Below are 15,971 nucleotides of genomic sequence, written 5' to 3'. Positions count from 1 at the left end.
GAGACCGCGCCCGGCGGCACGGCGGAAGGCGGGACGTCGAGCTGAGCTGGGTCAGGCAGCGCGGCTGACGATGGTGATCGAGCCCGGCGGCAGCGGCTGCGCGTAGCTGGCGGTCCAGCCCTGGCCCTGCACCCGCTCGAACGACAGCAACCGCCCGTCGGCGGCCCGGTAGTCGGCGAAGTCGAGCAGGCCGCGCTCGGGCCGCCCGGTCTCGCCCTCCGACCGGAAGGCCGCGGTGCCCCTGTCGACGGGGTGGAACTCCACCCCTTCCATGATCAGCATGGTCTTGGCCGGGATCATGCCCTGCGTGGGCACGTCCGTCCAGAGCAGGACCTCCAGGTGCGGCGGATCGGTGGAGACGAGGCCGTGCCGTACCTGGACCGACAGCCACACCGGCCGCCGGGAGCCGTCGTCGAGCAGGTACTCGGTCCACTGCTGGCCCTGGCACGACACGTGGACGGCGCCACGCACCTGGGCGGGCTTGCCGTGAGTCTCGATCTTGTCGCCGACCCTGATCGTGCGCGGGTCGTCGTAGTCGGAGCCGACCGTGCCCTGCCCGGAGGAAGGAAGGGGGGACGCCGCGCCCGCGGCTGGGCGGCCCTTGCGCATGGTGGTGAGCAAGGCGCCCAGCAGGAGGACGATGGTGACGACGCTCAGCCCGATGACGACCATGGAGGTCATGCCGCGGGATCCTACTGGAGGCGACGCACCGCCGCACTGATGCGTTCGTCGGTGGCCGTCACGGCGATCCGGATGTGGCTGCCACCAGCGGTTCCGTAGAAATCCCCGGGTGCGACCAAAATGCCGGTTTCGGAGAGGCGGCGCACCTGATCCCAGCAGTCGGTGCCGTCGGAGGCCCACAGGTAGAGCCCAGCCGTGGAGTGGTCGACGCGCCAGCCGGCCTTCTCCAGCACCGGGCGGAGCAGCCGCCGCCTGGCGGAGTAGCGCTCGCGCTGCTCGTCGGCATGGGCGTCGTCGCCTAGCGCGACCGTCATCGCGGTCTGGACCGGCTCCGGCATGATCATGCCCGCGTGCTTGCGGATCTCCAGCAGCCTGGCGACCAGCGCGGGATCGCCCGCGACGAACCCGGCACGGTATCCGGCCAGGTTGGAGCGCTTGGACAGCGAGTGGACGGCCAGCAACCCCTCGTGGGAGCCGCCGCACACGTCCGGGTGGAGGATGGAGATCGGCTCCTCTTCCCAGCCGAGCTCGATGTAGCACTCGTCGGAGGCGACGATCGCGCCGCGCTCACGCGCCCAGGAGACCACCTTGCGCAGGTGTTCGGCGGGCAGCACCTTGCCCGTGGGGTTGGAGGGCGAGTTGACCCAGATCAGGTCGACGTCGGCGGGACCGAGGGCCAGCAGCCCGTCGGCGGCGATCGGCGTGGCCCCCGCGATGCGGGCGCCCACGTCGTAGGTGGGATAGGCCAGCTCGGGGATGACGACCCGCCGGGCGCCGAGCAGCGTCGGCAGCCAGGCCACGAACTCCTTCGAGCCGATGAGCGGCAGCACGGCACGCTCGTCGACCGTGACGCCGTGCCTGCGGCGCAACCAGCCCGCCGCCGCGGCGCGCACCTCGCGCGTGCCGTACGTCAGCGGATAGCCGGGGCTGTCGGCGGCCCCGGCCAGCGCGTCCTGCACGATCTGCGGCACGGGATCGACCGGGGTGCCGACCGACAGGTCGACGATGCCGTCGGGGTGCGCCTGCGCGCGCTCCTTGTAGGGCGCCAGCCGGTCCCACGGGAAGTCCGGCAGATTGTGCACCTGTCAGTGCTCCTCGGCCTGCGGCGGCAGTGCGGCGACGACGGGGTGGTCCTTGTCGATCTTGCCGACCTTCGAGGCGCCGCCCGGCGAGCCCAGGTCCTCGAAGAAGTCCACATTGGCCTTGTAGAAGTCCTTCCACTGCTCGGGAAGGTCGTCTTCGTAGAAGATCGCCTCTACGGGGCAGACAGGCTCGCACGCGCCGCAGTCCACGCACTCGTCGGGGTGGATGTAAAGCATGCGCTCGCCCTCGTAGATGCAATCGACGGGGCACTCCTCGATGCACGCCTTGTCCAGAACGTCCACGCAAGGCTGCGCGATGACGTACGTCACGTCGAGCTCCTTCTTAGACCGCGGGTTTTCTACGCCCTAGTATTGCCGGGTCAGCCAAGTGTCGGGAACGGAGGGTGGCAAACTCATGGCCGCTCGCCTCATCATCGCCCTGACAAGTGCGGATATTGGGGCCAGGGTTACCACACGGAGAATGGTGCCCGGTGGTTTCCGCGACGCCGTGGGCATTCTCGAATCGTGGGACGGCGGAGTGCTGCGCGTCCGCAAGCGCGACGGCACGCTCGTGGAGATCCAGGAGGAGCATTTGGTGGCCGCGAAGGTCGTGCCTCCTCGACCTGAGCGAGTGTAGCGGCGAGTATCTTTCATGTGACTGTGCGTACCTGTGCCGCCGTAGCCGCCGTTCTCCTCAGCGCCGGATGCGGCGCCGCGAAGACGGAAGAGAAGCCGCTGCCTCCGGTCGACGTGAAGGCCGCCTCGATGAAGGCCGGGTTCACCACCGTCGAGCGGCTGGCGGAGGCCGCCAAGAAGGAGGGCGAGCTCAACGTCATCGCCCTGCCGCGTGACTGGGCCAACTACGGCGAGATCATCGACACCTTCGCCGACAAGTACGGCATCAAGGTCAACCAGTTCGAGCCCACCGCCAGCAGCCAGCGCGCGATCGAGTCCGCCGCGCAGCTCAAGCCTGACGTCTTCGACCTCAGCCTGGAGGCCGCGGTCGCCAACGCCGCGCGCTTCGCGCCGTACAAGGTGGCGGGCTGGCAGGACGTGCCCGACCACGTGAAGGACCGGAACGGAGCCTGGTACGCCGGCTACGGCGGCTACATGTCGCTCGGGTACGACTCCCGCCACGTCAGGCCGCCCGCCTCCTTCGCCGACCTGCTCAGGCCCGGCTACAAGGTGGCGCTCCCCGGCGACCCCCGGCAGACCGCCGCCGCCTTCAACGGCGTCATGGCCGCCTCGCTGGTGGACGGCGTGCCCCAGGTGCAGCGCGGCGTCGAGCTGTTCGACAAGCTGCGGAAGGCGGGCCAGCTGACCCAGCAGAGCTCCGCCAACGTCGTCGTCGACTGGGACTACCTCAACGCGACCCGCACCGCCAAGCCCGGCGAGAGCTGGAAGGTCACGATCCCGAAGGACGCGCCCCTCGGCGCGTACTACGTGCAGGCGATCAACAAGGACGCCCCGCACCCCGCCGCGGCCAGGCTGTGGCAGGAGTTCCTGTTCTCCGACGAGGGCCAGAACCTGTTCCTCAAGGGCTACGCCCGTCCCGCGCGGGGTGAGGCGATGGTCATGAAGGGCACCCTCGACACCCAGGTCGCCGCGCAGCTGCCCGCCCCTCCCGGGCCGCCGGTGCTGCTCACGATCCCGCAGACCGACGCCGCGAAGGCCTACCTGAAGAAGAACTGGGCCCGGTGAGACAAGTGTGCCCGGTGTGACTGATATGTCGTAGAGACCTTCAGCCCCTAGAGTTGTTGTCCCACTACGGGGGAGCTGATCGGTCTTGCGATACGACACACCGAGCATGACGCGGTTGACCGCTCGCGCCTACGACAGCGGCTTCGGCTATGTCTCGCCGCAGGGAGCGCCACTGGTCGACCTGCTCGATCCGCAGCCGGGTGAGCGCGTGCTCGACCTCGGCTGCGGCACCGGCGTGCTGACCGCCGAGATCGCCGCCAGGGGGGCGAGCGTGCTCGGCATCGACGGCTCGCTCGCGATGATCGAGAAGGCCCTGGCCCAGTACCCGGGCATCGACTTCATCGTGGGCGACGGCCACGACTTCACCGTCGCGCAGGCCTACGACGCCGTCTTCTCCAACGCCGCCCTCCACTGGATGAGCCGCGACCCCCGCACCGTCGTCGCCAACGTGCGCGAGGCGCTGCGGCCCGGCGGCCGCTTCGTGGCCGAGATGGGCGGCGCCGGCAACTGCGCGGAGCTGACCGCCGCCGTCTCCACCGCATGGCGCGAGTACGGCCTGCGCGAGCCCGAGCTGCCCTGGTACTTCCCCACGCCCGCCGAGCACTCCAGGCTGCTGGAGAAGGAGGGCTTCGTCGTCAGGCTGCTCGAGTACTTCGACCGGCCCACCCCGCTCGACGAGTGCCCCCGCGGGGCCGCCGACTGGGTCCGTGTGTACGCCGGAACGCTCCTCGACGGGCTGCCCGCCGACCTGATCGAACCGCTGCTCAGGCGGGTCAACGAGCTGGCCGCCCCGGCGCTCCGCAGGGAGAGCGGCTGGATGGCCGACTACGTGCGGCTACGCTTCGCCGCCGTCAGGCGCTGATACGTACTCCATGATGCACAGGGCTGTTTTGCGCGGCTATGGTCTGTTCCGTGGCGGCACAAGTATGGCTGCGCCGCGACCGCGGCGCGAGGGACTGGTGAACGGAACAGGATGAACTTCTGCCTGAGCGACCTCGTACCACCCTTGCGGTGGAGCGACGCTGCCGCGATCACACTGCTCCACGGGCAACCGCACCTGCCTGACGCGTGGTGGCGGAGCCTGCCCATGCCGCGGGTGCTGGCCGCCATCGGACCCGAGCCCCTCGGCGAGCTGCTGACGGAGATCGCGCTGGAGCAGTGGCCCGCCGCGGCCATCGGCGACGTCCTGCCCGCGCTGCACGTCCTGGACCCCGACGAGGCCGACGAGCCGCACGTCGCGATCGCCCTCGACCGGGTGGGCTCGTGGCCGGGGCTGCTGTCGCTGAGCAGCCGCGAGCTGGTGGACCAGCCGTTCGTGAAGGCGCGGCCGGTGCTCACCTCGCTGTTCTCGGCGGTCTTCGTACGGCTGACGCCGGGCGAGGAGGCCGTGTCGCGCCCGGAGGCCGCGGCATCGCTCCCGCCGGAGCCGGACGTCCTGGACACCCCCGCGGAGCGGGACATCCTGGACACTTTCGCGGAGCCGGACACCGCACGGTCGGACACCGCACAGCCGGAACTCTCCCAGCCGGCCCCCGCGCAGCCGACCCTGGCGCGGCCGGAGGCCCCGGAGCGGGACGCAGCCGACGTCCTGGAGTCCGCCGCGCCCGGACGGGGCGCCGCGGGCGTCGCACGGCTGGAGGCTCTCGCGCCGGACGCCCTGGAGCCGGAGACCTCGGCGCCGGACCACCTGGAGCCCAAGACCTCGGCGCCTGACGCCCTGGAGCCGGAGGCGAACGCTGCGGCACCGGACGCCTCGCCGGACGCCTTGGGATCGGACGCCTTGGGATCGGACGCCTCGGGGCACGGTCTGCAGGCGTCGGGTGCCGACTCCCCCGTCGAGTTCGGCATGCCCGCGCCGAGCGCCGTGTCCCCGGTGGAACCCGTCTCGCCGAGCGTGGGCGCCCCGGTGGCGCCGGATCGGCCGGTCGCCGGGTCGCGGGCCGAGGCGCCGCCGCTCCCGTCGCGCAAGCCCCGCTCCACCAAGCAGTCCTACGGCACGCCGTTCGACGCCTTCGGGACCGGCACCACGACGGGCGGGCAGGACGCCACCCCGCATGCGGCGCCCGAGCAGGCCGCGTCCGCGCGAGCCGAGCGCTGGGACGCCTTCCAGGTGTCCACTCCGCGTCCCGCCGACAGTGGCCAGGACTCCGCGTTCAAGCCGGTGTCCGAGGAGCCCTCGGCCCCGGGGATGCCCGAGGCGTCCGGGCTTCAGGAGGCGGCCGGTGCCGGTGCTCTGTGGGCGGACGGCGTCCAGGAGCCCGCAGCCGACGTCCTCGATGGCACGGGCGCCGCGAGCCCCGGTGTGGAACGCGCCGAGCGTGAGGGCGACAGGGCCGACGAGGCCGCCCCGGATGGCGAGCGGCCGCACACGGTGGCCGACCCGGTGGCCGACCCGGTGGGCGAGTGGTCCTTCGCCGCCGTGCCGGACGACGAGCCGGCGGCGGGCGTCCCGGACGGCGACCTGCCCGCTTCGCGGGTCCCGAGTGACGACCTGCCCGCAGCGCGCGTCCCGGGTGACGACCTCTCCGCTGCTGGTGTCCCGGATGACGATCTGCCCGCTGCGCGCGTCCAGGATGGCGACCTGTTCGGGTCGGACACGCCCGACGGCCTTCCTGTCACCGGCGCGTCCGGCGGCGAACTGCCCGACGCGGACGTCCCGGGTGGTGACCTTCCCGACGCGGACGTCCCCCACGACCGGCCGGCCGACGCGGGCGCCGCACATGGCGACCTATCCGACGCGCACGTCCCCCACGACCGGCTGCCCGACGCGGGCATCCCGGGTAATGACCTGCCCGACGTGGGCGACGCGAGTGGGGAGCCGGCCGACGCGGGTTTCGCGAGTGGTGGCCTGCCCGAGGCGGGTGTGTCCGGTGGCGAGCCGTCGGCGGCGGGTGCCCCCGCCGGGGCGGTCGACCTGCACGCGCTGATCGAGGCCTCCTTCGCGGGTCTGGACGACAAGACGTGGGCCGTCGCGCAGAACCGCGTCTTCACCGATGCTCCTTCGGCCGTGGAGCAGCTGGCCAAGCTGTTCGCGGCCCCCAAGGCGGAGATCGTCGCCGTCGAGGCCGAGCTGCGCCAGCGCCTGCTGCGGTGGCTGGCCGCCGAGGAGACCGCGCCGTACCGGGCGCACCTCGACGACCTGCGCGCCCGGCTGGGCGTGGATCCGCCGCGGGACCTGCTGATCGGGGCGGCCGACTGGCACGGCAGAGAGGTGCGCGCGCTCGACGTGCCCGCCTGGCAGTTCGTGCAGGCGACGCTGGCCGCACCGGCGCGGATCGCCGAGGTGCCCGGCTCGCCTGCCGTTCCGGAGCCGCACTTCCCTGGCCCGGCGGCTGAGGAGCCGCAGTTCTCCGGCCCGGTGGTGGCCGGTGAGCCGCCCTTCCCTGGTCCCGGGGTCGGAGAACCGTACCTTCCTGGTCCCGGGGCGGGAGAACCGCATCTTCCTGGTCCCGGGGTGGGAGAACCGCATCTTCCCGGCCCTGGAGCGGGAGAACCGCACCTCCAACGACCGCAGGAGCCCGCAGCGGCGCCCGTGCTGGAGCCGCGGTTCCAGTCCGTGCCGGGGGCCGAGCCGTACGCCGGGTCCGTCCAGGCGCCGCCGCACCCGGAGCCGCAGGGTGCGCCCGTTGAGGCGGCGGCCCGGTTCGAGGAGTTCCCTGCGCCCGCGCCATCCGACGGCAACGGCAACGGCAAGCCGCACCAGGCCTTCAAGGACGTCTCGCTGACCAAACGCTGCTTCCGGCAGCCCGACGGGCGCTGGTGGCTGCGGATCGACGTGACCGCCGAGCAGCTGGCCACCGGTGAGTGCGCGCTGCCGAGCGGGTTCGCCGCCTACCTGGGGCTGACCGCGGGCGCGAGCTGGACGGTCAGGAGCGCGGCGGGCGAGCTGTCGATCAGCTGGCTGGGCAGGCCGTGCATCAGCCAGATGGGCAGGCTGCTGGCCGACGTCGGCGCGCGGGAGGGCGGGCACCTGTTCATCACGCTCTCGAAGGAGGGCGTGCTGCGGGCCAAGCACCTGCCGGTGGCCACGCCGGGCGCCAGTAAGATCTCCAAGGCGCTGCGCCTGGCCGACTACACCGGCCTGAGCAGCGCGATCGAGCACGCCGCGAGAATCATCGCCATAAGGATTGGCATGTCGGGCAACGTCAGTCTGGACGACCTCAAGACCAGGCTCCGCGAACGCGGGGACCGTGACCTGCTCGACCTGTTGGACTGAGCCCGTGGCGCGGCTCGCGATCGCCCCCGGCTTCCCCAGGGAGCTCCGCGCTCTGGCTGCGCCAGAGCGCGGGCAGGTCATGGCCGCGCTGTACGGATTCCTCGACGAGGTCCCCGCCCCCGAGGGGGTGGGGACGGTGCGGATGGCCGACGGGCTCAAGGGCGTCGTGGTACGGCAGGGCGACCTGTCGTGGCTGCTCACGCTGCTGCCCGACGACGAGGCCGAGACCTACGCGGGCCGGCACGCCTTCAGCGTCAACCCGCTGATCGGGGTGATCGAGCAGTGGGACGCCGAGGCGCTGGGCAGGGTCGAGCACGCCCTGCGCCGCTCGGCCGGGGCGACGCGGCTGTTCGCGGACGTGGACGACGCCGACCTGCTGGGCCTGGGGGTCGACCTCGCGCTGCTGCCGCTGGTCAGGTTAGTCACCAACGAGGCGGACGTGGACGCGCTGGAGCCGCTGCTGCCGCCCACGCAGTACCTGCCGCTGGCGGTGATGGCCAGGGGCGGCTCGCTGCCCGAGGCGTGGAAGGCGCTGGACTCCCGCCGCACCTCGTGGGACTCCCCCGAGCCGATCGACACCTCCGACCTGCTCGGGGCGCTGCTGCGCAGCCCTGACCTGGCGGTGTTCGCCGCGCGGCCCGAGGAGATCGACAGGATCGTCGGCAAGCCCGACTGGTGCGTCTTCCTGCACCCGCCCCAGCACCGGCTGGCCCGCGCCGGCCACTACGAGCACCCGGTGCTCGTCACCGGCGGCGCCGGCACGGGCAAGACGCTCACCGCCCTGCACCGGGCCGCGCACCTGGCCGAGCACGGCAACGGGCCGGTGCTGCTGGTGACGTTGACGCAGGGGCTCGCGGCCGACCTGTCGGCGCGCCTGGACACGCTGATCGAGGACGAGGCGGTCCGCAAGCGCGTCGACGTCGACAACGTCGACCGGCTGGCGGTCAGGATCGTGGCCGACGTGGAGGGGCGGCAGCCCGTGCTCGTGGGGCCGGGGGCGCGCTCGCTGGCCGAGTTGGCGGAGGAGGCGCTGCGGCTGCTCACCAGGGCGGCCGGCGACCTGCTCGACGACGTGCTGAGCTTCGGCGAGCCGGGGCGCAAGCCGTACCGGCACATCGTGGTGGACGAGGCGCAGGACGTGAGCCCGGCCCAGTGGCGGCTGCTGCGCGCGGCGGTGCCGCGCGCTCCGGACGACCTGTTCGTGGTCGGCGACCCGCACCAGCGCATCACCGACCATCGCAGCGCGCTGGAGGCGGTCGGCATCCACGCCGTGCAGCACGAGCTGGCGATCTCCTACCGGCTGCCGCACGAGGTGCTGTCCTTCGGGGTACGGCTGCGCGGCGGCGGCCCGGCGCTCGGGCTGGTCAAGCACGTGCAGGAGCTGCGCGACTTCCGCAGCACGCATCACGGCGAACGGCCGACGATCAGGGCCTACGACTCGCCGGAGGCCGAGCTGGCCGGGCTGGTGTCCACGATCGGGTCGTGGCTGGAGGACGGCGTGCCCGCCGCGGAGATGGCCGTGGCCGCGCGCACCACCCGCCTCGTCAGGTCCGCCAGGGAGGCGCTCGCCCGAGCGGGTCACGACGTGCGGGTCACGACGCTGCACGGGTTGAAGGGCCTGGAGTTCGAGCGGGTCGCGCTGATCGGGATCGCCGAGGGCGTGGTGCCCGAGCCGCTGCCGGACGACCCCGCCGACCGGGCGCGGGTGCTCCAGCGCGAGCGGGGGCTGCTCTACGTGGCCTGTACGCGGGCGCGGTCGGTGCTCTACGTTTCCCATGCGGGAAGAGGGAGCCCATTTTTGTCGTCCTAATCACATAGTCTCTGAACTGCGGATATCCTTTCCCTTTGCTGGTTGGACCCCAATGAATCTCAGCCTGAGTGACCTCGCGCCGCCCCTGCGCTGGACCTCTCCCGTCCAGATCGCACCTCTCGCGGATGATCCTCAGCTGCCCGACGCGTGGTGGCAGTCGATCCCGCTGGACCGGGCGTGTGCCGTGATCGGCACGCAGGCCGTGGCCGGCCGTCTCGCCGACGTGGCCGTGGCCTTCTGGGGGCATCTGCAGGTGGGCGACATCCTGCCGTTGCTGAGGTTCTCCAACCCGGGCGAGAGCGAGCGCACGCCCGACGTGCTCGGCCGCGACGTGGTTCACAAGCTGTTCGTCGGCGTGTTCGAGCGGCTGCTGGAGCCGGTCGCCGAGATCAGGACGGTCGCGCTGCCGCAGCTGGTCGACGAGTTGTTCGTCGCCCTCGATGAGCGGCAGCGCACGATCGCGCGCGACCGTGTCTACGCCGAGCAGCGGGCCACGCTCGACGAGCTCGCCCAGCGTTTCTCCGTGACGCGCGAGCGGATCAGGCAGATCGAGCGCGACCTGCGCGACCACGTGGAGGCGTGGCTGGCCTCGCCCGACGCGGGGCCGCTGCTGGCGCACGTCACCTGGCTGCGTGGGCAGTTGGGCTCCGCCGTACCCGCTGAGCACCTGGCCGACGCGGCGCCGTGGCACCGCACCGAGCTGGTGACGCTCGGCATCCCGGTGTGGCGGTTCGTCAGGACGCTGCTGACCGGCTACGACCAGGTCGACGGCTGGCTGATCGCGGGCGGTGTCGACGAGCTGCGGGAGAAGACCAGGCAGCTGTTCGCCGAGGGGCCGAAGGCCATGGCGGAGGCGGTGGCGATGACCGCGCAGCTCGGTGTCCGCGAGGACGTGGCCGAGCGGTGGCTGGCCACGGTGCCCCAGCTGCGGGTCTACGAGGGGCACGTCATGCTGTGGCCGCGCAGCGTGAACGAGAAGGCCGAGGCCGTGCTGGCGGTCTCGGGGCACGCGCTCACGCCCGAGGAGATCCAGGAGCGGATCGGCGAGGACTACAGCCTGGTCGGCATCCGCAACCAGCTGACCGCCGACGCGCGCTTCCGCCGCGTGGACCGCAACAAGTACGGCCTGGCGCGGTGGGGCGGCGAGGAGTACCTGGGGATCAGGGAGATGATCGCCAGGGAGATCGAGCGGGCCGGCGGCGAGGCCTCGGTCAACACCATCGTGGCCAACCTGACGTCGAGATACGACGTGAGCGAGAGCTCGGTGCGCGCCTACTCGGGCGGGCCGGGGTTCGAGCGCTCGCAGCGTGGCTGGATCAGGGTGGCCGCGCCCGACCAGCCGGGCTACCAGCCGCGCAAGGACGTCTCCGAGACGCGGCGCTGCTTCAGGTCGCGTGACGGGCGCTGGTGGCACCGGGTGGACGTCAACGCCGAGCACCTGCGCGGGTCTGGCTCCCCGCTGCCGACCGGGTTCGCCGCGCACCTCGGGATGGCGCCCGGCGGGTCGCTGACCGCCTCCGCGCCGTCGGGTGACGTGGTGATCTCCTGGCACAACCAGCCGACGATGGGGTCGATCAGGAACGTGCTGGCGGAGTTCAACGCCTCCGAGGGCGACCACGTGTTCCTGACGGTCTCGGACGGCGGGGAGCTGCTGACGCGCTTCCTTCCCGCCGCCCAGCCGGCGCTGCGCCCGCTGAACAGGGCGCTGCACCTGATCGGCTACACCGCTCCGGTCGACTCGGAGGCCGAGGGGCTGCGGCTCATCGGGGCCAGGGTGGGGCTGCCGGAGACGGCCACGCGCGAGGAGGTCGTCGCCCGGCTGCGCGAGCGCGGCGACCGCGACATCCTCGGCTTCCTGGGCGAGTAGCCCGTCCTGGAGGCTTCCTGGACGAGTAGCCCGTCCTGGAGGCTTCCTGGACGAGTAGCCCATCCTGGAGGCGCGGCCGGGAGCAGGGCCCGGCCGCGAACGGCTGGGCCTTGGGGGTGGCGACGCGCCGGATTAGGCTCGTTCCATGTTGCGGATCTACGACACGCGCACCCGGCAGGTCGAGGAGCTTCCCCAAGCCAGGGCCCTGAGGATGTACACCTGCGGCCCGACCGTCTACCGGTTCGCGCACGTCGGGAACCTGCGCTCCTACCTCCTGTCCGACCTCGTCCGCAGGGTCCTGGAGCGCAACCGGGTCCGCGTGCTCGTCTGCCAGAACATCACCGACGTCGGGCATCTCGTCGACGACGCCGAGGTCGGCGAGGACAAGATCGTCCTACAGGCCCGCGAGGAGGGCCGCTCCACCCTCGACATCGCCCGCTTCTACGAGGACGCCTTCCGCCGCGACACCGCCGCCCTCAACCTGCGCCCGCCCGAGTACACCCCGCGCGCCACCGAGTCCGTCGACCTCATGATCGAGCTGATCGTCAAGCTCATGGAGAAGGGGCACGCCTACGCCGTACCGGACGGCTCGGTGTTCTTCGCCGCGCAGACCTTTCCCTCGTACGGCGAGCTCTCGGGCAACCGGCTCGACGCGCTCAGGCCGGGGCACCGGGTGGAGGGGGTCGACGAGCGCAAGCGGTTCCACGCCGACTGGGCGCTGTGGAAGCACTCGCACCGCGAGCTGGCGTGGGACACCCCGTGGGGCGGTCGGGGCTTCCCGGGCTGGCACGTCGAGTGCTCGGCCATGTCGCTGCGCTACCTGGGCGACCGGATCGACGTCCACACCGGCGGGATCGACCTGCGCTTCCCCCACCACGAGGACGAGCGCGCCCAGTCCGACACCGCCGCGGGTCACGAGGTGGTGCGGCGGTGGGTGCACGGTGAGCACCTGCTGTTCGACGGGCGCAAGATGGCCAAGTCCACCGAGAACGTGGTGCTGCTGCGGGACGTGACCGCCGCCGGGCTCGACCCGCTGGCCGTCCGGCTGGCGTTCCTGGAGCACCGCTACCGCCACCAGATGAACCTCACGTGGGACACCCTGCGGGCGGCCGACCGGACGCTGCGCCGGTGGCGGACCAGGGTCGCCGAGTGGGCCGAGTCGCCCAGCGCGCCGATGGCCGAGCCGTGGGTACGGCGCGCCGAGGCCGCCCTCGACGACGACCTCGACACCCCGTCGGCGCTGCGGGTGCTGCGGGAGCTGGAGAAGGACGAGTCGGTGGCGCCCGGCGCGAAGTTCGAGTCGTTCCTGCATCTGGACCAGGTGCTCGCGCTGGACCTGTCGACGGAGATCGGCAAGGTGCGGGTGCTCCCGCCGGGGGCGGCCGAGCTGCTCGACCAGCGGGCGCGGGCCCGCGAGGCGCGCGACTGGGACGCGGCCGACCGGCTGCGGGAGGAACTGGCCGAGCTCGGGGTCAAGGTGGCCGACACCCCCGACGGGCAGACCTGGACCTAGCTCCCTTCGTGCCCGGACGTCGCCTGATCGCGACCTTTCCGTCACGCGAGGTGATCATGGTCGTCGCACCGAGAAACGGCTGCGACACTTGGTGCGAAGCCACGGCATAAGGAGGTTTTCGTGAGGTTCAGGCCCTATGTGGGGTTGCCGTGGCCGCTGCGTTGGCTCGCGAGGGTGCTGACCGTCCTCCTGGCCCTGGCGCTCGTCCTCGCGGCGGTCGGCGTGTGGATAGCGCGGCAGTCGTTCCCGCGGCTCGAAGGCACCATCAAGGTTGCGGGCCTGACCGGCAAGGTCGAGGTCTACCGCGACGAGTGGGGCATCCCGCAGATCTACGCCGACACCTCCGAAGACCTCTTCATGGCGCAGGGCTACGTCCACGCCCAGGACCGCTTCTGGGAGATGGATTTCCGCCGCCACGTCACCGCGGGACGCCTGTCGGAGCTGTTCGGGCCGGCGACGCTGACCGAGGACAAGGTCATCCGCACGATGGGCTGGCGGGAGGTGGCCGAGCAGGAGCTGGCGAACCTCACCGAGCGCACCAAGCGCTACCTCGACGCGTACGCCAAGGGCGTCAACGCCTACCTCGCCGAGCACCCGAACGCCTCGGACAGGAGCCTCGAATACTCCGTCCTGAAGCTGCAGAACTCCGGCTACAAGCCCGAGCCCTGGACACCGCTCGACTCGGTGTCGTGGCTGAAGGCGATGGCCTGGGACCTGCGCTCCAACCTCGACGACGAGATCGACCGTGCCCTCGCCGCCACGAAGCTGCCGAGGGAGCGGGTCAACCGGCTCTTCCCCGGCTACCCGTTCGACCGCAACCCGGCGATCGTGACGCAGGGCACCATCGCCGACGGCCGCTTCGACGAGCGCAGCGAGCCGCGGCTCGGCGAGGGCTCGGCCGTCCTCACCGGTGCGGCCGAGGCGCTGAGCAGGGTGCCCGACCTGATGGGGGCCGAGGAGAACGACGGGATCGGGTCGAACTCGTGGGTGGTCTCGGGCGAGCACACCACGACGGGCAAGCCGCTGCTGGCCAACGATCCGCACCTGTCGGCGCAGCTGCCGTCGGTCTGGTACCAGGCGGGGCTGCACTGCCGTACGAAGTCGGAAAAATGCGCTTATGACGTGACAGGGTTTACCTTCTCCGGGGTGCCCGGCGTCATCATCGGGCACAACGACAAGATCGCCTGGGGGTTCACCAACCTCGGCCCCGACGTCGCCGACCTCTTCCTGGAGCAGGTCAAGGACGACACCTACCTCTACAAGGGCGAATGGCTCCCGCTGGAGACCAAGAACGTGCAGATCAAGGTCGCCGGCGGCGACCCCGTGACCATCAAGGTCCGCAAGACCAGGCACGGGCCGCTGATGCACGAGGTGATGGGCAGCGTCAAACCGTCGGACGAGGCCAACGCCGTGGCCCTGCAGTGGACCGCGCTCACCCCCGGCACCGCCGCCGAGGCGATCTTCGACCTGAACGAGGCGGGCGACTGGCACGAGTTCCGCGCCGCCGCCTCACTGTTCGACGTGCCCGCGCAGAACCTCGTGTACGCCGACACCGAAGGGCGCATCGGCTACCAGGCGCCCGGCCGCATCCCCGTGCGCGCCAAGGGCGACGGCACCTGGCCCGTGCCGGGCTGGACCGGCGAGTACGAGTGGCGCGGCGCGATCCCCTTCGACGAGCTGCCCAGCGTCTCCGACCCGGCCGACGGCTTCGTGGTCACCGCCAACAACGCCGTCATCAACCCCGACCGCTACCGGCAGCTCCTCACCAAGGACTGGTCGTACGGCTACCGCGCCAAGCGCATCCTCGAACGGGTCCGGCAGGCGACCAAGAGCGGCAAGATCGACGCCGAGACCATGAGCCGCATCCAGCAGGACTCCCACAACGGCCTGGCCGAGGTCCTCGTCCCCGCGCTGCTGAAGGTGGGCCTGGCCGGCCCCAGCGCCGACGCCCAGGCGCTGCTGCGCGGATGGGACGGCTCCCAGGGCCTCGACTCCGCGCCCGCCGCCTACTTCAACGCGGTCTGGCGGCACCTGCTCATGGCGACGTTCAACGACGAGCTGCCCTCGGGAGCCCGGCCGGGCGGCGGCGACCGCTGGTACGAGGTCGTGCGCAACCTGCTGGAGCGCCCGGAGGACCCGTACTGGGACGACGTGACGACCAAGAACGTCACCGAGACCCGCGACGACATCCTGCGCGCCGCCATGGCCGACGCCCACCACGAGCTGGCCGGACTGCTCGGCCCGGACGTGAAGGCGTGGCGGTGGGGCGACCTGCACACGCTCACCCTGACCAACCAGACCTTCGGCACCTCGGGCATCGGCCCTGTCGAGGCGCTGTTCAACCGCGGCCCGTTCGGCTCGCCCGGCAACAAGGACGCGGTCAACGCCACGGGATGGAACATCCAGGACGACTACGGGATCACCGCCGTCCCCTCGATGCGGATGGTCGTCGACCTGGCCGACATGGACCGCTCCCGCTGGATCAACCTGACCGGCGCCTCGGGACATGCCTTCCACGACAACTACTGGGACCAGGCGGCGCTGTGGGCCGACGGGCGGACCACGCCCATGCACTCCAAGCTCGACTCGATCAGGAAGGCGGCCAGGTACACGCTCACGCTCACGCCGTGAGCGGGCGCGACTCGCTCACTCGCCCTTCTCGATCCTCTCCGGGAGCGACTGGTTCCGCTTCCACCGCGGCGCCGCGCGGGGATACCCGCCGTCGTCGAGCCCGGCCAGTCGCTCGAAGGGGTTGTAGGCGGCCTGGTTGCCGCAGATCAGCAGCGACACGCCGAGGGAGAGCAGGTAGAGCGGCAGCATGGGCAGGCCGGCGCACCAGGCCCACTGGGTGGCGTGCCGGTCCTCGTGGTCGAGCAGCCTGCCGGTCAGGTAGGTCTCGGGGTGCTTGGTCAGCACGACGTTCCCGACGGTGAAGGCGCCGGCGACGGGGAAGCCGTAGCGGTAGCCGTACGCGAGAATGAGTCCCTGAGGGCCGGGCTTTCTCGTCGTCCCGCCGATGACGGAGATCAGCAGGCCAAGAGGGGTGGAGAGGTTGACGAAGTTGGCGATCCTGCGGATCCGGTGCCGCCTGTCCATGCCTC

Annotated in this window: 12 protein-coding genes; 8 read left to right on the top strand and 4 right to left on the bottom strand. The window is 71.7% G+C overall.

From position 1 onward, the window contains the following. Positions 1–51: 51 nt before the first annotated feature. Genes ACWENQ_RS22030 through fdxA form a run of 3 tightly spaced genes read right to left on the bottom strand, consistent with a single transcriptional unit; the run spans position 52 to position 2,093 of the window. A complete protein-coding gene (locus ACWENQ_RS22030) occupies positions 52–681 on the bottom strand; it encodes a DUF4178 domain-containing protein (RefSeq protein ID WP_354905821.1) in 630 nt (209 codons plus the stop codon). A gap of 11 nt (positions 682–692) precedes the next feature. Then, on the bottom strand, positions 693–1,763 hold the full coding sequence (dapC, locus tag ACWENQ_RS22025; RefSeq protein WP_452415854.1) for a succinyldiaminopimelate transaminase: 1,071 nt from the start codon (positions 1,761–1,763) through the stop codon (positions 693–695). Positions 1,764–1,766: 3 nt separating this feature from the next. After that, a complete protein-coding gene (gene fdxA, locus ACWENQ_RS22020; protein ID WP_354905819.1) occupies positions 1,767–2,093 on the bottom strand; it encodes a ferredoxin in 327 nt (108 codons plus the stop codon). Between the two features lie 85 nt (positions 2,094–2,178). On the opposite strand from fdxA, the gene ACWENQ_RS22015 reads away from it, so the two are divergent. From ACWENQ_RS22015 to ACWENQ_RS21980, 8 genes are all read left to right on the top strand, one after another. Next, on the top strand, positions 2,179–2,400 hold the full coding sequence (locus ACWENQ_RS22015; protein WP_449917789.1) for a putative acetyltransferase: 222 nt from the start codon (positions 2,179–2,181) through the stop codon (positions 2,398–2,400). A 17-nt stretch (positions 2,401–2,417) separates the two neighbouring features. Then, entirely contained in the window at positions 2,418–3,464 is a 1,047-nt protein-coding gene (locus tag ACWENQ_RS22010; protein WP_452415853.1) for an ABC transporter substrate-binding protein, read from the top strand. A 106-nt stretch (positions 3,465–3,570) separates the two neighbouring features. Continuing rightward, positions 3,571–4,326, top strand: a complete 756-nt coding sequence (locus tag ACWENQ_RS22005) for a class I SAM-dependent methyltransferase (RefSeq protein WP_452415852.1) — start codon at positions 3,571–3,573, stop codon at positions 4,324–4,326. 225 nt (positions 4,327–4,551) lie between these two features. After that, entirely contained in the window at positions 4,552–7,680 is a 3,129-nt protein-coding gene (locus ACWENQ_RS22000) for a hypothetical protein (protein WP_452415851.1), read from the top strand. A 4-nt stretch (positions 7,681–7,684) separates the two neighbouring features. Beyond that, a complete protein-coding gene (locus ACWENQ_RS21995) occupies positions 7,685–9,490 on the top strand; it encodes a UvrD-helicase domain-containing protein (RefSeq protein WP_452415849.1) in 1,806 nt (601 codons plus the stop codon). A gap of 52 nt (positions 9,491–9,542) precedes the next feature. After that, entirely contained in the window at positions 9,543–11,357 is a 1,815-nt protein-coding gene (locus tag ACWENQ_RS21990) for a sigma factor-like helix-turn-helix DNA-binding protein (RefSeq protein WP_449917800.1), read from the top strand. A 145-nt stretch (positions 11,358–11,502) separates the two neighbouring features. Then, positions 11,503–12,870, top strand: a complete 1,368-nt coding sequence (gene cysS, locus ACWENQ_RS21985; RefSeq protein WP_449917803.1) for a cysteine--tRNA ligase — start codon at positions 11,503–11,505, stop codon at positions 12,868–12,870. A 120-nt stretch (positions 12,871–12,990) separates the two neighbouring features. Continuing rightward, positions 12,991–15,501 carry a penicillin acylase family protein gene (locus tag ACWENQ_RS21980; protein WP_452415848.1) on the top strand — a complete coding sequence of 837 codons (2,511 nt, stop codon included), beginning with the start codon at positions 12,991–12,993 and terminating at the stop codon, positions 15,499–15,501. 15 nt (positions 15,502–15,516) lie between these two features. On the opposite strand, the gene ACWENQ_RS21975 is transcribed toward ACWENQ_RS21980, so the two are convergent. Then, a complete protein-coding gene (locus tag ACWENQ_RS21975; protein WP_452415846.1) occupies positions 15,517–15,966 on the bottom strand; it encodes a hypothetical protein in 450 nt (149 codons plus the stop codon). Positions 15,967–15,971 lie beyond the last annotated feature (5 nt).

This window comes from Nonomuraea sp. NPDC004354 (assembly GCF_053602555.1).
This window is presented reverse-complemented; position numbering and strand designations above follow the sequence as displayed.